The following is a 20119-nucleotide window of genomic DNA, read 5'->3' as shown; positions in this document are numbered from 1 at the left end:
CAATATTGCAGAGAGGATCGTATGCTTCAGGAGGCTATGCAACCTCGACAACGACAATGACCTGAGCGCCTGAGATGTCGTCTTCACAGGGGGGAGAGTCGACAGCGTCGGTGACGGCCTCGTCGATCAACAGCGCTACGATTAGATGCGCCATGAGCCAGCTTCGTGCGAGACGCTCGTCCCTGGCTGGCAGTTTGTGGATGCCCAAGCCGCTCTTTAAGCGTTTGAAGGCAATCTCTACCTGCCAGCGCAGCCGATAGGTATCGAGAACATCCTTGGCGGTCATCTCGCCGGCCGATATCGACGTCAGCAGAAGCAGAAACCTTGACGTAGCAACCGTCAATGGATGCATTGCTTTGCCATCTGCGCGTTTTTGATGTCGGCGGCGGGCGGCCTTTTCTGCGCGAGCCGTCGCTTCCTCGTCTTTCCGCCGGACAATGAGCCGGGCATGAAACAGCGGTTTGCCGCGGTGTTTGCAGCCGGGGCCGGAATATTCGACCCGCACCTCTTGTTCGCAAACGTCACCGGGCATCATCGTGCTATAAATTGTATTCCAGTCAATCAACCGGCCATCGAGCGACGTGAGCCTGACATTGGACCAGGCCATACGCACGATGAAGTCCGCCCCGGCGGACACGACTTTATGGAGCGCCGGAGCGCGAGCATAGGCGCGATCGCCAAGAACGATGTCGCCCGGATCGATCGGCACGCGTGAAAAGCTTTCGCCACCGTGAACATCAGTGAATTCCAGATGCGTGAAGCGGGCGAGAGCGGGCTCATATGTCGCATGAAGCCGGAAATCCGTGCCAGTGCTGCCGGGCTGCGAGATGGAACTACCATCAACAATACGTAGGCGGCGCGCAGCTGTGGTGCGTGCCGCGTCTGAAGCATTGCGGAGCAGCGCTCCGGCGATGTCCCCCAGCCAATCGACCGATCCGCGCAGTCGCTTCAAAAGAGCAACGTCGGAAATCGCCGCCACATCATTCAGACCAGCCCAGGCGGCGGCTGAACGCAAGCTCATGCCGCCGGGCCCGTAAGCCAATGCCAGCCGCAGCAAGGTCGCGGCGTCACCAACACCACGTCGCCGCACAAGCGCACCCGAAGTACGCGCGGTCGCGCCGAGATCAATGACACGCTCCAGCTTCGACAGCAGCCTGGACCAATCGGGATCGATGGAATCAGTTGTTCGCATCTACCTTATGAATCACAGACAGATTCAGGCCGTCTAGCCCTTAAGTTAGCGCATATGGGGCATGGGCTCCTCTCATTCCGGCCGCGGCGGTCGATCCGCCGTGGCTGGACCTGGTGCGCCCTCCCCGTTTCCGTCGGCGGCGGCGTTGCGCAGATCCGCAGGCAGGTGGATGCGAAACTGCTCCCCGCCCGCCTCACCCTTGGCCAAAGCAAGGGCCTCGCGAGCTCCTTGCAAGATTCTTGTGCCGCGCGGTTTCCTTGTCAAATCGAGCATCCTATGCCGCCGCCGACGTGGTCACTGTGAGTTTGACACCGAGAGCGGACAGCACTTTCTGCACGGTATCGAAACGCAGCTTCGAGCCTGATCTGAGGGCCTTGTAGAGGCTTTCTCGACCTAACCCGCTCTGCGAAGCGATTTCGGTCATGCCCCGTGCCTTTGCAATGTCGCCCAGAGCGGCAATGAAAAGATCGGGATTGCCATCCTCCAGCGCTGCGGCCAGATACTCGGCAATCATTACCTCGCTGTCCAGATAATCGGATGCGTCGAATTTCTCGAAACTGGTCATCGCTTGTCCTTTCCGATCTCGGCGGCCATCTGCAGTGCCGCCTTGATATCCCGCTTCTGTGATCCCTTGTCGCCACCGAGGAGGAGCAAATACACGATCTCTCCACGGCGCGTGTAATAGACGCGATAGCCCGAACCGTAGTGTATCCGCATCTCGGAAACGCCGTTGCCAACGGGCTCAGAGTCTCCGAAGTTTCCAAGTTCCGCGGAGCGGATGCGGGCTTGAGCCCGCTCATCCTTGAGGCCCTTGAACCACCGGTCGAACAGATCAGATCGCAGAAATTTATACATAGCATTATGTATCTAATTGGATACGCCTTGTAAAGAGGAAGTCGGCGAGATCGAACGGAAATCTCGTGCGCCGGTCGCGGCGGAGACGACCGCGACCGGCTTGCAGCTGATCACTCAGCCGCTGCAGGGAACTCGTAGGCTTCGATTTCTTCCTCGGTGGGTTCGATCAACGCCGCGTCGAACTCATCAGCGTTCGGGGCTGGCGTGGTGGTCGCGCTGCGCAGCGGCTGCGGCAGCCAGCCGGTGGCCTTGACGGCGTTTTCGGCATGGGCTGCGGCTTCCGCCTTTTTCATGCGAGAGAAGCCTTTCGCGACCTCCTCGCCCTTGGCCTCTGCCACCGCCGCCTCGATGCCGTCGCGGGTGAGATGCTTGAAATAGCTCTCGGCCGTCGCTTCAAAATAGCTGGTCATGTCGAGATCGAGGGCCGTGGCTAGCACTTCTGCGTCGGCGCGTTCATTCTTGGGATAGTCGTGCTTGTCCTTGACGGCGTCGATGGACTGGGCGGCGGCATAGGCCAGAAGAGCGAGCGGTTCGTGTTCGTCGCGCTCAAGGCACCACGCGAAGACATCGGCAGGATTGCCCGGCACCTCGTAGCCGTAGCGCTCGCGAAGTTCTTCGAGGCCAGCCAGCGCCAGGCTGCCTCGATGCCGCGATTGCGCAGCGCGCCAGCGAATTGTTCCCGATACAGCTCAAGAACCGGCTTACCGGGATTAAAAGTCTTACCGTTGTGCTGGCGTCCCCTCACCGTCACATGCGCGTGGGGGTGATTGGTGTCGTCATGGAATGCCAACATTACATCGACACGCGGGCGCAATTCGGCGTCAACAAAATCGCGCACAGCGTTACGAAAAGCCTCCCGATCTGCGCCAGGCGGCATTGAAAGAACCATGTTCACCGATAGCGGAGCTTTGCGAACTTGATGCTGCCCCTTGTAGATGATTTCATCATCCGCCCAATCGGAATGCACATCGCCAACCGCTTCCTTACCCGACATAAGGCCATACTCTGTTTCAGCCGGAACCTCTCCATTGCGGGTGATGTAGTTCATATGCTCTTTCAAATGGCCGCTATCGCGTGTCCGACCGGAGATCTTCACCATCACCTCCGGCGCTTTGCTGACAACCCGCGCGAGCTTGGCCTTGTCTGCCGCAGAATTACGAGGCGTGAGCTTTGCCCTGCCCTTCGCCAGTGCATCCCGGTAGACGCGAATTTTCGCCGGCTGCGTCGTAAGCGCGTAGGGACCCCCACGTATCATTTGGTCCGCTGATCGGGGATTTTCTGCATGAATCATGCGGAGAATCCTATGAGCGACAGTGTGAATCAGCCGCGAACATTCGAGGTTTTGACGGCGGCGCCGGTGCGGGCGCGACGCAAGCCGCGCGACTGGCCGGACGAGGAGAAGGAGCGCCTGATCGCCGAGACGTTGTTGCCTGGCGCCAATGTCTCGGCGATCGCGCGTGCTGAGGGATTGGATCCTTCGCAGCTTTACGGATGGCGGCGCAAGGCACTGTCATCAGGCTTGGTTGCGCCCCTGACGGAAGCCGCGAAGGAGGAGGTCAAGTTCGCGCGCGTTGAGCCGGTGGCAAGCTCTACGGTGGAAATCGTCATCGGTGATGTCGTGGTGCGCGTCGCCGGCGATATCGAGTCGGATCACCTGGCGAAGATACTGCGGGCGGTCCGCAAGGCATGATCGCGTCCGGCGTCGTCGTTTACGTGTCGTGCCAGCCGGTCGACTTCCGCAAAGGTGCGGCATCCTTGATGGCTCTGGTCAGAGATGGCGGTCTCGACCCGTTCAACGGAGCGCTTTATGTGTTCCGGTCGAAGCGGGCGGACCGTGTTCGCATCGTCTGGTGGGATGGCAGCGGCGTCTGCCTCTATTCGAAAACGCTCGAGGAGCAGAGCTTTTGCTGGCCGGGCATATCGGCCGCCCGGATACGTCTGGACCATTCGCAATTAATGGCGCTTCTGGCCGGTCTGGATTGGAAGAAGATCCGGCCAACCAAGGTCAGGCGGCCGCTGCTGACGGGCTGATCAGGACTGCGGCAAGATGAATCATGCTGCTGTAACGATTGGGAAAGCGGCTGTTCTTGTGCTCTATTTGACCTCATGGATTTGCCCCTTAGCGACCTGCCGGACGACGTTGATGCGCTGAAAGCGATGGTCCTCGAGCTGGCGCGCGAACAGGCTGCGAAGGAGGCCCGGCTGAAGGCGGCCGAGGCTGAGATCGCGCGGTTGGAGGCGGTTGAGAAGAGCGCCAACGAGCGAATTGCCAACCTGACCTTGATCATGAAGGTTTTGCAGCGCACGCAAAATGGCAAGCGCTCTGAGCGGCTCCGCCTCGGGGTCAACGACGAGCAGGTCTCCTTTGCTTTCGAAGAGGTCGAAACCGGCCTATCGGCAATCCGCAGCGCGGCCAAAGACAAGCCGAAGCGAGCACCGCGTCCGCGCAAGGGTTTTGCCGCCCATCTCGAACGCATCGAGGAGGTCATCGAGCCGGAAATTCCGGCCGGGTGCGAGGGGCTGGCAAAGGTTCTGATCGGTGAGGACCGCTGCGAACGTCTGGACGTCGTGCCGCCGAAGTTCAGGATTATCGTGACGCGCCGTCCCAAATACGCTTTCCGGGGCAGCGATGGCGTGGTCCAGGCCCTGGCGCCGGCACACATCATCGAAGGCGGCCTGCCGACGGAACGGCTGCTCGCTTATATCGCCGTTTCCAAATACGCCGATGGTCTTCCTCTTTATCGGCAGGAAGCGATCTATCTGCGTGACGGCGTCGAGATCAGCCGATCGCTGATGGCCCAATGGATGGGGCATCTCGGCTTCGAACTGCAGATGCTGGCCGATTATATCCTGGAGAGGGTCAAGGAGGGCGAAAGGATCTTTGCCGACGAGACGACCCTGCCCACTCTTGCGCCCGGTTCGGGCAAAACCACCAAGGCCTGGCTTTGGGCCTATGCGCGCGACGATCGCCCCTATGGTGGGACCAGTCCGCCGATGGTGGCCTATCGTTTTGAAGACAGCAGAGGCGCGGATTGCGTGACGCGTCATCTCGCCGGATTCAGCGGCATCCTGCAAGTGGATGGCTACTCGGCCTATACCAATCTCGCCAAGACGCGGGCGAAAACCGGCAGCAACGAAACGATCCAGCTTGCAGGATGTTGGGCACATCTACGGCGCAAGTTTTACGATCTGCACATTAGCGGTGTCTCTAAGGCCGCCACAGACACTGTCCTGGCAATGACCGAGCTCTGGCGCATCGAAGATGAGGTTCGTGGCAAGGATGCCGACAGCCGCTCCACGCTTCGCCAGGGAAAGTCTGCAGCCATTGTCGCCAGTCTCTTCGATCTTTGGGAAAGAGAGCTCGGCAAGGTCTCCGGGAAGTCCAAGACCGCTGAGGCGATCCGCTACGCGCTCACCCGGCGCGAGGCGCTGGAGCGCTTTTTAGCGGACGGTCGCATCGAGATCGACTCCAACATTGTCGAACGCGCGATCAGGCCCCAGACAATTACGAGGAAGAATAGTCTATTCGCCGGAAGCGAGGGCGGTGGACGAACCTGGGCGACGGTGGCCACCCTCTTGCAGACCGCCAAAATGAACAACGTCGATCCGCTCGACTGGCTCTCGCAGACCTTGACCCGCATTGCTCAAGGCTGGCCAGCATCCGAAATCGAAGCCCTCATGCCTTGGAACTTCAGGTCAGACGCTGTCAGCTAACCGCTTACGCTGCGTCCAGGCCGCGGCAACACCGATCTCCTTATAAAAGTCATCGTAAAGGATGCGAACTTTCGGATCATTCGCCATCGGCTTCCCCCTCCCAGGAACGGACGTTTCCACGGGCCATCAAGTGAAGGGCTGTCAGTGTCCGCGCCACTTCCTCCCGTGCGGCTTCGAGTACCTTGGCATCCACTGCGAAAGGAGCATGTTCCAAACCAGCTTCGTTTGCAGCGCGCACGAGCTGATTGAGATTGACGCCGATCTTGCGCACCTGATTGGTCAGAGCGCGCAACTCATGAAGCTCCGAAACACTCTACTGCGTGCCCGCCCCAAGCCGAACGCGGACTACTGAGCGCAGCCATTGCGACGGCTTCATACCGCGAGCCTTGGCGGCCTTCTTCACCTCCGAAACTTCGTTAGCCGACAGGCGCACCGAAAGGTGAACCGCCCGCACTGCTTGATCGGGCATCTTCGGCGCTTGCTCCGATGATTGACCGTCCACAGCGAGATTCACCAGACGACGCAGCAAGGCGAACTTTCCGCCATGCGCACGAGCCAACGCCGTAAAGCGTTCGGCAAGGATGGATGGAATTCATCCGGGCGAAGGCGTCGGCCGCTTCCGTTGCGAAAGTCTCGCGATCAAGGCCGCGCAAGAAGTTGCGGGAGTCGAGATCCGACATGAGGCTATTCAAGCCTCTGTCGATCTCGTTTCCGATCGCGAAATCCTTACCGCCAATCTTGTGCATGGCAGGCATTGAAGCCTGCGTACCGTCCGCGAAAGTGAATGGATGATGGTGCAGCTCCCCCGCCCACTCGAACACGTCCTGAAACAGGTGCTTGTGAAGCGCCTGAAGATGGGCCGTGTCGAAAGTGGGTTCGGGGCCGAGACCGCTTCGCAGTTCGAGCAACCGAATCGCAAGAACCGGGTGCTCCGCCGCTTCTAGCGCCTCGTGTGTCTCGGCCCCCATCTTGTTTCGAAGGGTCTCGCCGTCGGCGAGCGTAAACGACATGCCTACTGGATGCCGAGAATGGACTTAACGCGCGGCATCATCTCGTCAAGCTCGATCTCGCCGGCAATGAACGCGTCAAAAACCGGCTGGCATGCCGGGTTCGGGCGAAGACCTTCCATAGCGTTCGACCGGAAGGCGCTGCGAACCATCTTGCGACGGCGCTCCATTTCATCAGCGGTGATGGCCGGGGTCTTCTGCTTGAGGGCAAGAGCCATGGTATCCTGTTCGTTGCAAATTATACGAAAGCCGGTCACATCGGCACCCTGCGAAAAGGCGAGCGCCTGCTTTGCTCCTTGCAAAATCCGTGATCCAGCCTTGCTCATCATTTCGTCCTATCGATCTTGGCGGTTCCAGCGGCGAGAAAAGGGACGAAAGCCTTGCGGATTTCCTCCAAAAACACATCGCTGAATTTTCCCAAAGGCCTCTGGCCAGCATCAAAATGAAACGACTTTTCCAGAATGTCATAATTGCATTCGCTGACCGTGATCCAACCGCAATCATGATCCGTCAGCTTTGCCCGGCGCAGTTCCAGTTTCGGGATTTCAAGTGCCGCCTGCCCCTCGCGTGGTGGTTTTGAGGAAATCGCCAGCAACAGCATGTGAGTCAGGCTTTTCTCGTCCCTCAAAGCGAGAATGATACATACCGGTCGGTCTTTCTCTCCATGCTCGCGCTGAAGTTCGTCCTGCCAGCGCCACAGATACGGATAGCGAACGACGTCGCCCTTGCTGAACCGCTCAGTCATCCTTGGACGCCTGATAGTCGGCTGAATCCTGATCAAGCTGTGCCAAGAACATATCGGCCAGGTCGCGAGGCATTTCACCCGGACCATAAGAACGGCGTGGGTCACTTTCCCGCTTGCTCATACGCTCGTAAAGTTCCACCGGCATAACGACCACGGAAGCGCGGCCATGCTTGGTAAGAACAATCGGTTCACGCATGGCCTCGTCGTGATAGCGTCCGAAATGCCGAACGAACTCGACAGAGGAAATTGTTCTGTCATTCATGGCTTTAGTCTTCATTCTTTCGTTTTCTGGAAATTCTGTAATAGACAGATTTTACAGAAAAGTCAAGTCTTTTCCGCGATTTGGCAAGCTAAATGAAGGAATTGGGGTGGACGCGGCTGAGTTAGCGGGGGCTAGGAATCCATAGGACTCCGATACCGCGTCCATTCGCAATATAAGCGATTATTGATAGATGCTACAACCTTCCGGCTGCTCACATCTTCACGACATATTGCCGGGGTGGTGGCGGGATATCCCCCTGCGCGTTGACCCAACAAGGTGAGACGGGAATCCTCCGGCCATGAGCTATGACGGAAACTGGGTGATGACGGCTTGATGAGGGCGGCGTATCGAGGCGGGTGACAAGCCTGCCAGAACCTCATGAAAGAGCGATACGCCATGAAGACAGATAGCACTGTTGTTTCCTTTCCGCATCCCGAGACGCTCGATGATCCCCTGACATCGGTTCTACGCGAAGGCGCGCGCCGGCTTCTGGCACAGGCCGTGGAGGCGGAAGCCGAGGCGTTTCTTGCGGCCATGGCCAGCGAACGCCTGAGCGATGGGCGGGACCGGGTGGTGCGGCACGGCCATGGGCCTGAAAGAACGATCCAGACGGGGATCGGTCCGGTTGCGGTGCGCCGCGTCAAGCTGCGCGACCGGGCTTTGGAGACTTGCGGCGAGGATCGCATCACCTTCACGTCGGCGATCCTGCCGAAGTGGGCACGACGCACGAAGAGCCTCGACGCTCTGCTGCCGGTCCTTTACCTGCGCGGCATCTCGACCGGCGATTTCCAGGAGGCGCTTGCCGCCTTACTCGGCAAGGACGCACCGAACCTGTCCCCCTCGGTGATTGGCCGGCTGAAGGAGGAGTGGCAGGCCGACTATGATCGCTGGCAACGCCGCGACCTGTCAGCCCGCCGCTACGTCTACATCTGGGCCGACGGGGTCTATCTTCAGGCACGCATGGAGGACGATGCCGCTTGCATGCTGGTCGTCATCGGCGCGACGCCGGAAGGCAAGAAGGAACTTGTCGGCTTTCAAGTCGGCGTGCGCGAAAGCACCCAGAGCTGGCGCGAGCTGCTCGTCGGGCTGAAGGCCCGCGGGCTTTCGATTGCGCCAGAAATTGCCGTGGGCGACGGCGCGCTCGGCTTCTGGAAGGCGCTGGAGGAGATATTCCCTTCGACCCGCCATCAACGGTGCTGCCAACACAAGCTCCTCAACATCCTCAACAAGGTGCCGAAGTCGGTGCAGCCGAACATGAAGGCCGATCTCAGGGAGGTCCGCGATGCCCCGGATCGGGCAACCGCCGAGGTCGCGATCGCCGTCTTCGTCGACAAATACAAGGCCAAATATCCCAAGGCCGTCAACTGCCTGACGAAGGACCACGAGGCATTGCTGACCTTCTTCGACTTCCCGGCCGAACACTGGGACCATCTGCGCACCTCGAACCCGATCGAAAGCGTCTTCGCCACCGTCAGGCACCGCACGGTGCGAACCAAGGGAGGCCTGTCCCACAACACAGCACGGCTCATGGTCTTCAAGCTCGTCATGAGCGCCGCCAAAACCTGGCGCCGGCTGAAGGGCGAAAATCAGTTGCCAAAGGTCATCGCCGGCGTCAAATTCACCGACGGTGTCGCCGAAACGACGACCCCTGACCATCGCGCCGCCTGATCGGCCTCGTCACCCATTTCCCGCCATAGCTCTCCGGCCATCGGCAAGTGTGCGGATAGTCGGCCTGCGCCAGAGGGGCTTAACCTTCCACCCTCCGCCTCCGCCTCCGCCTGATCCGGATCGCATCATTGCGCTTTCGCGGACATCGATGACGATTCGCGAGGCAATGGGAGGCCTGCCCTTCCTCTCTCGGTGCTTGTTGAGCTTGACCGGCTCGGCTTCTGCATGCCTCACGGCATGCGGTGTTGCGAGCGCTCCCAGGAGCGCCGCGACCACGCCAAAGCCGTTATCGGTCATGAGGGCGGCGGAATCGGAATCCGCTCCGCTGATCAGGACGCGCTTATGATCGCCAGAGATCTTGTAGCCGGTCTGGTTGACGAAGCCTAAGCCGGTCCGGGGCTTGTTTTCGAACGTCACATTGACGGCGAGAGCGTTGAAATTGCCGTCTGTTTCGCTGTTTACCCTCTCACAGAAGGCGGCGAACTGGATGGTTTCGTCTAAAATCTTTTGGGTCCACGATACCCAAAAGAATTCATGTGGCACCGGGGCGATATTCTCGTCCCAAAGCATGTTGGAACAGTCGATGAATACCTGAAGGGTCTCGTCCGATTTGTCTGGATCAAGGAAGCTGAAGGAAAATTCGGCGGTCTGCGGCGCATGATGGTCGATGAACCGTGCAAGCTTCTCGACTTCGCCCTCTCCCCATTTCTCCAATGAATGAAACTTCCCGGCCCGGATATATTCGAGCGCAGTATGCAAACGCATTGAAAACCACTTACCTCACTAAAACTGCGTGAAAGATTATCGGACCATAAGGCCCGCGAGTTTTGCCGCTGGAAAACCAAGGGCTATTCCGAGCGCAAAGAAGAGAAGCGACGGCCGACCGGCTGACCACATTTGAGAGGTCTTCCGCATCTGCTTTATGATGCTCCAGAACAGCAGAAACAGTTGGGCCGCCAAGAACAGCCGAATTATCCCGTAGATCGCCGCATAGTCGTCAAAGACAGCCGGTCGGGGCATCACCGTCAGGAACGTCAACACAAACGAAGCCAGCAGAATTATCGAGCGAAACACAATGACTGAATGGGTAATCCCCCCGTTTTCAACGGGGCTCCGCGGTAGAATTCACGCGGCCATTTTCAGTTTCTGTGCGGGCGTGATGCGGCCGATGCCCATATTGGGACGTTCGTTGTTGTAGGTCCATAGCCACTGCGTTGCAATTTCCTGTGCCTCCTCAATGCTTTCGATGATGTGCTGGTCGAGCCATTCATGTCGGACGGTCCGGTTATAGCGTTCGACATAAGCATTCTGCTGCGGCTTTCCCGGCTGGATGTGGCTCAAGGCGATGCCCTGTTTCTCCGCCCATTCCATCATCTTGCCGCTGACGTATTCAGGCCCGTTGTCGACCCGTATTGCCATCGGCTTGCCGCGCCATTCGATGATCTGGTTCAGGCTGCGGATGACACGCTCGGCAGGTAGCGAGAAATCCACCTCGATGCCCAGCCCCTCGCGGTTGAAGTCGTCCAGAACGTTCAACAGGCGGAATTGCCTGCCATCCTCAAGACGATCCGCCATGAAGTCCATAGACCAGACCAGGTTCGGTTTCTCCGGTACGGCCAGAGCATCCGGCTTCTCGCGCTTCAACCGCTTGCGTGGCTTGATCTTGAGGTTCAGTTCCAGCTCGCGATAGATGCGGTATACCCGCTTATGGTTCCAGCGATGCCCCCGGACATTACGCAGGTAGAGAAAGCAAAGGCCGAAGCCCCAGCTCTTCTTCGCCCGCGTCAACCCGATCAGGAGATCGGCGATCTGCTCGTTCTCGTCGTTCAGCTTGGCGCTGTAACGATAGCAGGTCTCGCTGACACCAAAGGTGCGGCAGGCGAGTGCAATGCTCACCCCGTGCAACGCCACCGCTTTCCCGGCCATCCCTTGGCAGGCAAATGCTCGCATTTGCCGAAAGGCTCCCGGCGTTGAGATGGCCGCTTCACTTTTTCCAAGAGCCTCTTTGAGCAGTTCCGCCTGCATGCTCATCTCCGCATACATCTTCTTCAGCCGACGGTTCTCGTCTTCAAGAGCCTTCATCTGGCTGATCATCGACGCGTCCATGCCGCCGTATTTGGCTCGCCATTTGTAAAACGACGCCGTGCTCATCCCGTGCTCCCGGCATAGATCAGGAACGGCAACGCCGCCCTCCGCCTGGCGCAGGATTGCAAGGATTTGCGGTTCGCTGAATCTGCTCGTCTTCATCAAAATCTCCTCGATCATAAAGCCCGAGAAAATTCTACTTTTGAAGTCCGTTATTCGGCGGGGGGATTACCGGGGCCACTCCAACGAGGGATCCTCCCGGTAGGAAAGAAGCACCCGCGCTCGCTCGATGCGGCTCGCCCCTTCCGTTCGCGATCGCCGTCAGCCGTGCCATTTCCTCATCGCTGATCGACAGAAACGACGCGTTTCTTGGAATCGATGGTCTAGGGCTGCGCCTGCTTTTCCTTGTGGATAAGAGCCAAATAGGCTTCCGTTCGAGCTTTATCCAAACCCATGGCCCTAAACGCGTCGGCATTCCCTTCAAAGATAGGCGGTTTTCCACGGGTTGCGGGGTTTCCAGGGGGGCGGAAAAATTGTTTCCAGGTGGGATCTATCCAACGCCCGCCACCAAGTTCAATGATATTGTGGTTCCCACCTTTTTCATTTCTGTACTCTTTAGCAAGGCCCAATACACTTGCGGCCTTGTCGCACATCAGTCCTCCTACCCACTGCCCATTGATCACCCCTTGATTGGCAAGTTGCTGAATGCCGCCACCGGATGACGCCAGACGATCCCTGGAATATTTTTGGCGCAAGAGGTTCTCTTTGAAGATCCGCTCGCGTATCGTGCGCACCTGCACATCATTGAGATCGCTGGCTGGATCGAGTGGGACGGGGAACAGCGTCTCCCGATTGTTGTCTACATAGGTGTCCACTTCCTCAGAGGTGGCTCGGTTTGTTTGGACAGGTTTCCCGGTTTTTAAGTGGAATCCTGCCTGTGGTTAAGCCGCTTCGGGCAGCGGTGTCGGGGTTAAGTAGGCCTCATCCGGTGTCTTGCCGTCAAGGCTCGAATGTGGCCGTCTCTGATTGTAGAAGTCGAGATACTTTCCGATCGATGCACGGGCCTGGCGGACGCTGTCGTAGGCCTTGAGGTAGACCTCTTCGTATTTCACCGACCGCCACAGCCGCTCGACGAAGACATTGTCCCGCCAGGCACCCTTGCCGTCCATGCTGATCTTGATCTTGTGGCGAGCTATGGCGGGAAATGGGTGACGAGGCCGATCAGGCGGCGCGATGGTCAGGGGTCGTCGTTTCGGCGACACCGTCGGTGAATTTGACGCCGGCGATGACCTTTGGCAACTGATTTTCGCCCTTCAGCCGGCGCCAGGTTTTGGTGGCGCTCATGACGAGCTTGAAGACCATGAGCCGTGCTGTGTTGTGGGACAGGCCTCCCTTGGTTCGCACCGTGCGGTGCCTGACGGTGGCGAAGACGCTTTCGATCGGGTTCGAGGTGCGCAGATGGTCCCAGTGTTCGGCCGGGAAGTCGAAGAAGGTCAGCAATGCCTCGGGGTCCTTCGTCAGGCAGTTGACGGCCTTGGGATATTTGGCCTTGTATTTGTCGACGAAGACGGCGATCGCGACCTCGGCGGTTGCCCGATCCGGGGCATCGCGGACCTCCCTGAGATCGGCCTTCATGTTCGGCTGCACCGACTTCGGCACCTTGTTGAGGATGTTGAGGAGCTTGTGTTGGCAGCACCGTTGATGGCGGGTCGAAGGGAATATCTCCTCCAGCGCCTTCCAGAAGCCGAGCGCGCCGTCGCCCACGGCAATTTCTGGCGCAATCGAAAGCCCGCGGGCCTTCAGCCCGACGAGCAGCTCGCGCCAGCTCTGGGTGCTTTCGCGCACGCCGACTTGAAAGCCGACAAGTTCCTTCTTGCCTTCCGGCGTCGCGCCGATGACGACCAGCATGCAAGCGGCATCGTCCTCCATGCGTGCCTGAAGATAGACCCCGTCGGCCCAGATGTAGACGTAGCGGCGGGCTGACAGGTCGCGGCGTTGCCAGCGATCATAGTCGGCCTGCCACTCCTCCTTCAGCCGGCCAATCACCGAGGGTGACAGGTTCGGTGCGTCCTTGCCGAGTAAGGCGGCAAGCGCCTCCTGGAAATCGCCGGTCGAGATGCCGCGCAGGTAAAGGACCGGCAGCAGAGCGTCGAGGCTCTTCGTGCGTCGTGCCCACTTCGGCAGGATCGCCGACGTGAAGGTGATGCGATCCTCGCGGCAAGTCTCCAAAGCCCGGTCGCGCAGCTTGACGCGGCGCACCGCAACCGGACCGATCCCCGTCTGGATCGTTCTTTCAGGCCCATGGCCGTGCCGCACCACCCGGTCCCGCCCATCGCTCAGGCGTTCGCTGGCCATGGCCGCAAGAAACGCCTCGGCTTCCGCCTCCACGGCCTGTGCCAGAAGCCGGCGCGCGCCTTCGCGTAGAACCGATGTCAGGGGATCATCGAGCGTCTCGGGATGCGGAAAGGAAACAACAGTGCTATCTGTCTTCATGGCGTATCGCTCTTTCATGAGGTTCTGGCAGGCTTGTCACCCGCCTCGATACGCCGCCCTCATCAAACCGTCATCACCCAGTTTCCGTCATAGCTCTTGGGGGATTCCGGCTCTCCTCTTTGAAGAGAATTGAGCTTGGTCGTGATCTCGCGCACCAGATCCCCTGAAGCACCTTTTGCTCTTGCCATCTCCTTTTGCCATTGCTTGACCAGCTTCGGGGTAAAGCCATCGCCCAGATCCTCACGCCGCATGCCACTCAGGAGCTGGCGAACTTCGCCACGGATCGATTGCAAGGCCTTTGGCGCAGCCCTGCCATCACTTACGCTCGTGAAGCCGTTCTCGTCTCCGGACACGACCAGGCCCTGTCGGCGAAGCGTTTGCATCACCTGGCCTGCAGCAAGCTGATCGATCGCCGCCTCGGCCTTTTGAACAATGTCGGCCGACAGGCCCAGCTGCTGGACGCTGTTTGGCCTGGGCTTTCAGCTGCTGATAGGTTCTTCGCGCCTGCCCGGCCTCTTGTGCGGCGCCTCGAACACCGCCGGTGAGCGCTCCTGCCAGCACCTGTGTCGCCACCTGGCCCCAGAACGACTGGGCATTCTCACCAAGTTCGGTGGCGGCACAGGTGGACAACAGGGTCCCCAGTTCGCCCTGCGTCGCCATCCAGGCATAGTTCTGACCGAACTGCGTTATCGCCTGGCGGATCTTCTGACTGAGCCCGGGCAAGGCTGGCGCGGCAGCATGCTTGGCCGCAAACGACGTCAACGACGCGGCGGCATCGCCCACGGACTTGCCAGACTTTGCCGCGGCTATGCTCAGCACCTTGGCCATGGTCGGCTGGAACAGGGACATGGCGGCACTCGCCCCCTTGCCCAAGCCGCCCAGAGCCACATCGGCTGTCAGCGACGCTGAGAACTTGGTGAACATCTCGTCCATCAGTTGCTCTCTTTGTCGGGCATCATCGGTGTTGACCAAGGTCGCGGCATCGACACTCAGATCTGTCACCGCATTCATGGCGACACCGATGAGAACCGATCCTGTGATGCCCACGCCCGGCACCAGGGACAGACCTGCGGACAAGGCATAGCCTGCCCAGCGCAACGACGGGCCCCATTGCTGCGCAGCGTCCAGCCACCATTGCTCCGAATCTGATTTTACCTCGTAGTCCCAGTCGTCTTTGAGACGGTCCTGCCAATCGCCAAGGACCGGATTGTCCTTTGTGCGTTTGAGATCATCGAGTGTGCTTACACTTTTGCTGGGGACATCGGCAAACGAATCGTAGGAGCCGCCATTCTGATCAAGTACGTTGATAATGTTTCTGATGTATTCGGCATCCTGATCGCTCGGGTCGACGATACCGGCCGCCACCGAGTTCATATAGGTGGCAACACTATTCTGTATTTCGCCCGCACTCTTATCTTTTAGTTTCTGAAGCGCTTCTCCAGCAAATATATTGCTGTTTAGTAGATAATATCGCTTGTTGAGCCCTTCAGAATATTTTCTCAAATCGTTCAGGTTCTCGTTCTTCTCGAACGCATCCTTGATGCTGTCGCGATCTTTAGGCGAGGGGTTTATGAACTGCCGGAACTCGTCGGTCGAAAACAGCCGTACCCTGTCTGCCGAGCCGTTCGGGATCGCGACGATCTCCTTGCTCGACAGGTTGATCAGCGTGCCGCGATGGTGATTGCTGTTGCTTGTCGGCAAATAGAGCAGGTCGGGATTTGTGACCTGCAGTCCAGGCATGCCGCCTCTTTGCATACCGGCATTGTTCCCGCCGACAAACTCAAAGAGGTCCTGGCGAATGGCCATCTCTTCGCCTTCCGTCAGGGCAGCGCCGGCCTTGATCATGGTAAAGTAGGGTAGCTCGTCCAGCGTTTGAGAAAGCTGGCCCGTCAAACCGGTGTTCTGTCGCTGGAAGAAGCCGTCGACATCCTTGGAATGCTGCGGGGTCTGATCCAGGCGCAAGATGCTTCGGAAGGTGTCGTCGTCCAGGCTCTGAGGGAAAACAACCTGCTCACGGTTCTTGGCGATCTCGGCCGCCGCCACCTGTTTTCTCACTGGCAGGATGATGACATTGTCCCTATTGGTGCCGGCAAGCTCCGAACCGAGATAGTCGAATATCTTCTTGCTGTCGCTGTCCGCCCAGGCCCTGCCGTTCTCCCCTTCTTTCCATTTGTACTCCTGCGTTGCTCACGGCGCGTCGAGGCTCAATATCTTGGGCTCGTCGTTTGGATGCTTGGACTGAGCGTTCAAATTGTAGAGATAGACTTTGCCGTCCCGGGCCCGATAGGAGTAGGTCCTTGGCAGCTCAGCCGTATCGGCGCCGAAGGGATGGTCGTGCCAATCCGTCTTTGAGGAAAAGACGGGATCGAACCGGTCATCGTCGGCCAACAATTCCGTTGGTTCGTCAGGCAATAGGTCCGCCAGGTTGCGGCGGAACTTCTCGATATCGTCGCTGGCGCTCGCGGCCGCTGGCAAAAGGGCGGAAGGACCCAGATCCAATTTTTTATGGTTGAAGTGCTCGCTGATCTGATAGCCGGAGAATTTGGTTCTGACATTGACCGTCGGGTCAATCTTGTTGAGTTCTTTCTGGATATAATTGTTTGTCGAGAATTTCTTGAGGCGGAGATCCGGGGTCTCCTGCATCCGTTGCTGGTGCAGATCCAGCAGGCCGCCTTCGGCACCTGGCCGGGTGGCGAGATAGTGCACGGTACTGCGCAATTCCTTCAGCGCATCCGATGACAGCGCGGCTTGATAGGCTGCACGCTTGTCTTGCGGCATGGAATTGTCTGTCAGGCTAAACAGATCGCTTTTGTCGTCGAAATAAAGCAGGGCATCGACGATGTTGACGTCGCCAAAGTTCTTGGTGGCGACCGTATCGTTCGCACTCAAGTCCCGGGCGCCGGCAAAGAAGGCCTGGTAGGCCTGCTCGATCTTGCGATCCACAGCTGTCCCGTTCGAGGGGTTCGCCGCGTTCGCGAAGGCGCCAAGATCTACCGAATCTTGAAGAATTTCCTTCAACGCCTTCCTTGCTTTAGAGTCAGCTTTTTCAAGATTGAACAATTCGTCACGAAGAACCTTTTCTTTTTGGGAGGCAGACGTTTGAAAGCCGCTTCCTTTTGGCTTTGTCACAAGATCTGGTCTCGACAAATTATATATAGCCGTTTTAATCGCAACTTTATGGGCCTGCCAGCGCATCAGCTGCGCTTTGAGTTCTGAAACGGCGAGCTATGACGGAAACTGGGTGATGACGGTTTGATGAGGGCGGCGTATCGAGGCGGGTGACAAGCCTGCCAGAACCTCATGAAAGAGCGATACGCCATGAAGACAGATAGCACTGTTGTTTCCTTTCCGCATCCCGAGACGCTCGATGATCCCCTGACATCGGTTCTACGCGAAGGCGCGCGCCGGCTTCTGGCACAGGCCGTGGAGGCGGAAGCCGAGGCGTTTCTTGCGGCCATGGCCAGCGAACGCCTGAGCGATGGGCGGGACCGGGTGGTGCGGCACGGCCATGGGCCTGAAAGAACGATCCAGACGGGGATCGGTCCGGTTGCGGTGCGCCGCGTCAAGCTGCGCGACCGGGCTTTGGAGACTTGCGGCGAGGATCGCATCACCTTCACGTCGGCGATCCTGCCGAAGTGGGCACGACGCACGAAGAGCCTCGACGCTCTGCTGCCGGTCCTTTACCTGCGCGGCATCTCGACCGGCGATTTCCAGGAGGCGCTTGCCGCCTTACTCGGCAAGGACGCACCGAACCTGTCCCCCTCGGTGATTGGCCGGCTGAAGGAGGAGTGGCAGGCCGACTATGATCGCTGGCAACGCCGCGACCTGTCAGCCCGCCGCTACGTCTACATCTGGGCCGACGGGGTCTATCTTCAGGCACGCATGGAGGACGATGCCGCTTGCATGCTGGTCGTCATCGGCGCGACGCCGGAAGGCAAGAAGGAACTTGTCGGCTTTCAAGTCGGCGTGCGCGAAAGCACCCAGAGCTGGCGCGAGCTCCTCGTCGGGCTGAAGGCCCGCGGGCTTCGATTGCGCCAGAAATTGCCGTGGGCGACGGCGCGCTCGGCTTCTGGAAGGCGCTGGAGGAGATATTCCCTTCGACCCGCCATCAACGGTGCTGGCAACACAAGCTCCTCAACATCCTCAACAAGGTGCCGAAGTCGGTGCAGCCGAACATGAAGGCCGATCTCAGGGAGGTCCGCGATGCCCCGGATCGGGCAACCGCCGAGGTCGCGATCGCCGTCTTCGTCGACAAATACAAGGCCAAATATCCCAAGGCCGTCAACTGCCTGACGAAGGACCACGAGGCATTGCTGACCTTCTTCGACTTCCCGGCCGAACACTGGGACCATCTGCGCACCTCGAACCCGATCGAAAGCGTCTTCGCCACCGTCAGGCACCGCACGGTGCGAACCAAGGGAGGCCTGTCCCACAACACAGCACGGCTCATGGTCTTCAAGCTCGTCATGAGCGCCGCCAAAACCTGGCGCCGGCTGAAGGGCGAAAATCAGTTGCCAAAGGTCATCGCCGGCGTCAAATTCACCGACGGTGTCGCCGAAACGACGACCCCTGACCATCGCGCCGCCTGATCGGCCTCGTCACCCATTTCCCGCCATAGCTCGCGCGTCGGCCAGGGCCGTTCGAGGAAAGCTTCGCGCTCTTCGATCCAGAACGCATCCGACAGCATACGCGGCCTCAGCGCCTCAAACGCAATTTCCGTCTCTTCTCGCAAAATCTGCCACAGGCCGTCGCCCGCGAGCGAATACTCCTGAGTGAGGCAGAGCGCGATCTCGTGCAGGTGGCAGACGAAGCACGCATCTATGACAAAAGAGCGCACGAGACTGATGTCGTCGTCGAACGTGGTCGGCAGGATGCCCTTGCGGCTGAACGGCTTCAGCGCGTAGCCGCGCTCCTTAAAGAGCGGCGCGAAGCTGCGACCGTCGCCGAAGTCGCGGATCAGAAGTTTCTGTGGAAGGCCGCTATGGTCAAAAAGGATCGTGCTGTTTTGCTGGTGCGCCTCAAAGGCGATTCCGTAAAGGAGATACATGGCCAGCGTCGGACGGATGACGGTGCGCACATAGGAGCGGAAGAATGCAGCGACCGCTGTTTCTTGCTCACCGCCACTCCTTGCAATCAGCTCGCAAACAAGCGCACGGCCGTCGGCAGGGCTTGCCGTCAGTAGCGCCGCAACGGTCACAGGCAAAAGGCCGTCGGCCCGCGCGAGTGGATCGCAGTTGCGATAGACCACTGAAAGAAAACGTCCGGCATGTTCGTCACCCGTCTGCGGATGATGCAGGATCGCGCCTAGCTCTTCGGTGAAGATCTCCAATCGGCCTCTAACATCGTCCTCCTTGGACAGGATTTCGGAAATGAGTGCGCTCAGGCGCGGTCCCATGTGAACGGACTTTGCCTGCAGCGTTCGCTGCTCGCTCGTCAGCCAGATTGCCACCGGCAGCTTGATGAAAGGTCTCGGTGTGTCGCACTCAGGTAGCATCGTACGGAACGACATGGCCGGCAAGGTGACGATTTCAGGGCCTTCCAGGTCGAGTACACCCGCTTGGATCTCTGGCGCGAATTCACGCCGCACGAAATTCTGGAGGTGCCAGAGATGGATCGGCAAGGGTAGCCAGTCGTCCGGCGACTTCCCCCGCAGTTTCAGACCCTCTTCCCACTGATGCCAAAGCTCTGGAAAATGCCTGGAGAACCAGTCTGAATAGCTTTCGACATGGGGCATTTTCTCGACATAGGCCCAGTCGCTGCGAAGTGCGGCGATGCGCAGAGGCACGCGTGCGCCGAACTCCGGCGATAGCGCCTCCACGTCCTTTTCCACCAGGTCGGGCTTGGCTTTCCATGTCGGGTAGAAAGGATGGCCTTCAAGGGCGCCCCACTGGTCAAGGGTCATCGCTGCCAAATGCGGCTGCAAGGTCTGTTCGAGATGGGCAAGGAAACCTGGTGCATCCGTTTCGGCCATCTTTCGGCGGAACTCCGCACTCCAGACATCGCGGTGACGGCGGGCAAAAATGTCATTGTCGACACTGTTGTGCACATAGAGCTGGCTCGGGAAATTTGAACAGCGGGGATAAGTGGAATTTCTGCCT

At 59.0% G+C, this 20119-nt stretch carries 21 protein-coding genes and 3 pseudogenes; 5 read left to right on the top strand and 19 right to left on the bottom strand.

What is annotated here, in order from left to right; genetic code table 11:
* Positions 1 to 34 precede the first annotated feature (34 nt).
* From OVA00_RS08420 to OVA00_RS08400, 5 genes are all read right to left on the bottom strand, one after another.
* Positions 35 to 1192, bottom strand: coding sequence for an IS4 family transposase (locus tag OVA00_RS08420; protein ID WP_268088609.1), 1158 nt, complete (start codon positions 1190 to 1192; stop codon positions 35 to 37).
* 274 nt (positions 1193 to 1466) lie between these two features.
* Complete coding sequence (locus OVA00_RS08415; protein ID WP_268088608.1) at positions 1467 to 1757, bottom strand: addiction module antidote protein; 291 nt, start codon at positions 1755 to 1757, stop codon at positions 1467 to 1469.
* Positions 1754 to 2047: a type II toxin-antitoxin system RelE/ParE family toxin gene (locus OVA00_RS08410; protein ID WP_268088606.1), complete on the bottom strand. Its 294-nt coding sequence runs from the start codon at positions 2045 to 2047 to the stop codon at positions 1754 to 1756. The genes OVA00_RS08415 and OVA00_RS08410 overlap by 4 nt, the downstream gene beginning before the upstream one ends.
* A gap of 110 nt (positions 2048 to 2157) precedes the next feature.
* Positions 2158 to 2457, bottom strand: a complete 300-nt coding sequence (locus OVA00_RS08405) for a hypothetical protein (RefSeq protein ID WP_268088604.1) — start codon at positions 2455 to 2457, stop codon at positions 2158 to 2160.
* 20 nt (positions 2458 to 2477) lie between these two features.
* A complete protein-coding gene (locus OVA00_RS08400; RefSeq protein WP_268088602.1) occupies positions 2478 to 3338 on the bottom strand; it encodes a relaxase/mobilization nuclease domain-containing protein in 861 nt (286 codons plus the stop codon).
* A 12-nt stretch (positions 3339 to 3350) separates the two neighbouring features.
* Between OVA00_RS08400 and OVA00_RS08395 the strand changes: the two genes are divergently transcribed.
* From OVA00_RS08395 to tnpC, 3 genes are all read left to right on the top strand, one after another.
* A complete protein-coding gene (locus tag OVA00_RS08395; RefSeq protein WP_060610999.1) occupies positions 3351 to 3737 on the top strand; it encodes a transposase in 387 nt (128 codons plus the stop codon).
* Positions 3734 to 4078 (top strand): IS66 family insertion sequence element accessory protein TnpB, encoded by a 345-nt coding sequence (tnpB, locus tag OVA00_RS08390; RefSeq protein WP_003537853.1) that lies wholly within the window; start codon positions 3734 to 3736, stop codon positions 4076 to 4078. Before OVA00_RS08395 ends, tnpB begins: the two co-directional genes overlap by 4 nt.
* A 75-nt stretch (positions 4079 to 4153) precedes the next feature.
* Complete coding sequence (tnpC, locus tag OVA00_RS08385; RefSeq protein WP_268088601.1) at positions 4154 to 5761, top strand: IS66 family transposase; 1608 nt, start codon at positions 4154 to 4156, stop codon at positions 5759 to 5761.
* Between the two features lie 76 nt (positions 5762 to 5837).
* Here tnpC and mobC read toward each other — a convergent pair whose 3' ends face one another.
* The 5 genes from mobC to OVA00_RS08360 all read right to left on the bottom strand — a co-directional run bounded on the left by mobC (position 5838) and on the right by OVA00_RS08360 (position 7790).
* Complete coding sequence (gene mobC, locus OVA00_RS08380) at positions 5838 to 6053, bottom strand: plasmid mobilization relaxosome protein MobC (RefSeq protein ID WP_268088600.1); 216 nt, start codon at positions 6051 to 6053, stop codon at positions 5838 to 5840.
* Between the two features lie 124 nt (positions 6054 to 6177).
* Positions 6178 to 6771, bottom strand: coding sequence for a Fic/DOC family protein (locus tag OVA00_RS08375; protein WP_268088599.1), 594 nt, complete (start codon positions 6769 to 6771; stop codon positions 6178 to 6180).
* Positions 6772 to 6773: 2 nt separating this feature from the next.
* Positions 6774 to 6986: a hypothetical protein gene (locus OVA00_RS08370; RefSeq protein WP_268088597.1), complete on the bottom strand. Its 213-nt coding sequence runs from the start codon at positions 6984 to 6986 to the stop codon at positions 6774 to 6776.
* Between the two features lie 107 nt (positions 6987 to 7093).
* Positions 7094 to 7513, bottom strand: coding sequence for a hypothetical protein (locus OVA00_RS08365; RefSeq protein WP_268088596.1), 420 nt, complete (start codon positions 7511 to 7513; stop codon positions 7094 to 7096).
* Complete coding sequence (locus tag OVA00_RS08360) at positions 7506 to 7790, bottom strand: type II toxin-antitoxin system prevent-host-death family antitoxin (protein ID WP_268088595.1); 285 nt, start codon at positions 7788 to 7790, stop codon at positions 7506 to 7508. Before OVA00_RS08360 ends, OVA00_RS08365 begins: the two co-directional genes overlap by 8 nt.
* Positions 7791 to 8171: 381 nt before the next feature.
* Between OVA00_RS08360 and OVA00_RS08355 the strand changes: the two genes are divergently transcribed.
* Positions 8172 to 9443 (top strand): IS256 family transposase, encoded by a 1272-nt coding sequence (locus OVA00_RS08355; protein WP_268088851.1) that lies wholly within the window; start codon positions 8172 to 8174, stop codon positions 9441 to 9443.
* Positions 9444 to 9452: 9 nt separating this feature from the next.
* On the opposite strand, the gene OVA00_RS08350 is transcribed toward OVA00_RS08355, so the two are convergent.
* The 8 genes and pseudogenes from OVA00_RS08350 to OVA00_RS08315 all read right to left on the bottom strand — a co-directional run bounded on the left by OVA00_RS08350 (position 9453) and on the right by OVA00_RS08315 (position 17216).
* Entirely contained in the window at positions 9453 to 10208 is a 756-nt protein-coding gene (locus tag OVA00_RS08350) for a hypothetical protein (RefSeq protein ID WP_268088594.1), read from the bottom strand.
* Positions 10209 to 10568: 360 nt separating this feature from the next.
* On the bottom strand, positions 10569 to 11690 hold the full coding sequence (locus tag OVA00_RS08345; protein ID WP_268088862.1) for an IS3 family transposase: 1122 nt from the start codon (positions 11688 to 11690) through the stop codon (positions 10569 to 10571).
* A 221-nt stretch (positions 11691 to 11911) separates the two neighbouring features.
* On the bottom strand, positions 11912 to 12403 hold the full coding sequence (locus OVA00_RS08340; RefSeq protein ID WP_268088593.1) for a hypothetical protein: 492 nt from the start codon (positions 12401 to 12403) through the stop codon (positions 11912 to 11914).
* A 66-nt stretch (positions 12404 to 12469) separates the two neighbouring features.
* Positions 12470 to 12709 (bottom strand): annotated as a pseudogene (locus tag OVA00_RS08335) (integrase core domain-containing protein); the annotation flags it as partial.
* 40 nt (positions 12710 to 12749) lie between these two features.
* Entirely contained in the window at positions 12750 to 14021 is a 1272-nt protein-coding gene (locus OVA00_RS08330) for an IS256 family transposase (protein WP_268088861.1), read from the bottom strand.
* A 62-nt stretch (positions 14022 to 14083) separates the two neighbouring features.
* Positions 14084 to 14314, bottom strand: coding sequence for a hypothetical protein (locus OVA00_RS08325; RefSeq protein WP_268088592.1), 231 nt, complete (start codon positions 14312 to 14314; stop codon positions 14084 to 14086).
* Positions 14315 to 14336: 22 nt separating this feature from the next.
* Positions 14337 to 16064: a hypothetical protein gene (locus OVA00_RS08320; protein WP_268088591.1), complete on the bottom strand. Its 1728-nt coding sequence runs from the start codon at positions 16062 to 16064 to the stop codon at positions 14337 to 14339.
* A 144-nt stretch (positions 16065 to 16208) separates the two neighbouring features.
* Positions 16209 to 17216, bottom strand: a complete 1008-nt coding sequence (locus OVA00_RS08315) for a hypothetical protein (RefSeq protein ID WP_268088590.1) — start codon at positions 17214 to 17216, stop codon at positions 16209 to 16211.
* A gap of 123 nt (positions 17217 to 17339) precedes the next feature.
* Between OVA00_RS08315 and OVA00_RS08310 the strand changes: the two are divergent.
* Positions 17340 to 18610: pseudogene (locus tag OVA00_RS08310) on the top strand (IS256 family transposase).
* Here OVA00_RS08310 and OVA00_RS08305 read toward each other — a convergent pair.
* Positions 18529 to 20067 (bottom strand): annotated as a pseudogene (locus tag OVA00_RS08305) (IucA/IucC family protein); the annotation flags it as partial. The pseudogenes OVA00_RS08310 and OVA00_RS08305 sit on opposite strands and share 82 nt — an antisense overlap.
* Between the last annotated feature and the right edge of the window lie 52 nt (positions 20068 to 20119).

This window comes from Ensifer sp. SL37 (genome assembly GCF_026672675.1).
Classification (GTDB): Bacteria; Pseudomonadota; Alphaproteobacteria; order Rhizobiales; family Rhizobiaceae; genus Ensifer; species Ensifer adhaerens.
This window is presented reverse-complemented; position numbering and strand designations above follow the sequence as displayed.

Bases quoted from the DNA above. Each gene is read 5' to 3' on its own strand.
- OVA00_RS08420 (WP_268088609.1), bottom strand. From the start codon at position 1,192: ATGCGAACAACTGATTCCATCGATCCCGATTGGTCCAGGCTGCTGTCG.
- OVA00_RS08415 (WP_268088608.1), bottom strand. From the start codon at position 1,757: ATGACCAGTTTCGAGAAATTCGACGCATCCGATTATCTGGACAGCGAG.
- OVA00_RS08410 (WP_268088606.1), bottom strand. From the start codon at position 2,047: ATGTATAAATTTCTGCGATCTGATCTGTTCGACCGGTGGTTCAAGGGC.
- OVA00_RS08405 (WP_268088604.1), bottom strand. From the start codon at position 2,457: ATGACCAGCTATTTTGAAGCGACGGCCGAGAGCTATTTCAAGCATCTC.
- OVA00_RS08400 (WP_268088602.1), bottom strand. From the start codon at position 3,338: ATGATTCATGCAGAAAATCCCCGATCAGCGGACCAAATGATACGTGGG.
- OVA00_RS08395 (WP_060610999.1), top strand. From the start codon at position 3,351: ATGAGCGACAGTGTGAATCAGCCGCGAACATTCGAGGTTTTGACGGCG.
- tnpB (WP_003537853.1), top strand. From the start codon at position 3,734: ATGATCGCGTCCGGCGTCGTCGTTTACGTGTCGTGCCAGCCGGTCGAC.
- tnpC (WP_268088601.1), top strand. From the start codon at position 4,154: ATGGATTTGCCCCTTAGCGACCTGCCGGACGACGTTGATGCGCTGAAA.
- OVA00_RS08375 (WP_268088599.1), bottom strand. From the start codon at position 6,771: ATGTCGTTTACGCTCGCCGACGGCGAGACCCTTCGAAACAAGATGGGG.
- OVA00_RS08370 (WP_268088597.1), bottom strand. From the start codon at position 6,986: ATGGCTCTTGCCCTCAAGCAGAAGACCCCGGCCATCACCGCTGATGAA.
- OVA00_RS08365 (WP_268088596.1), bottom strand. From the start codon at position 7,513: ATGACTGAGCGGTTCAGCAAGGGCGACGTCGTTCGCTATCCGTATCTG.
- OVA00_RS08360 (WP_268088595.1), bottom strand. From the start codon at position 7,790: ATGAAGACTAAAGCCATGAATGACAGAACAATTTCCTCTGTCGAGTTC.
- OVA00_RS08355 (WP_268088851.1), top strand. From the start codon at position 8,172: ATGAAGACAGATAGCACTGTTGTTTCCTTTCCGCATCCCGAGACGCTC.
- OVA00_RS08350 (WP_268088594.1), bottom strand. From the start codon at position 10,208: ATGCGTTTGCATACTGCGCTCGAATATATCCGGGCCGGGAAGTTTCAT.
- OVA00_RS08345 (WP_268088862.1), bottom strand. From the start codon at position 11,690: ATGAAGACGAGCAGATTCAGCGAACCGCAAATCCTTGCAATCCTGCGC.
- OVA00_RS08330 (WP_268088861.1), bottom strand. From the start codon at position 14,021: ATGAAGACAGATAGCACTGTTGTTTCCTTTCCGCATCCCGAGACGCTC.
- OVA00_RS08315 (WP_268088590.1), bottom strand. From the start codon at position 17,216: ATGCGCTGGCAGGCCCATAAAGTTGCGATTAAAACGGCTATATATAAT.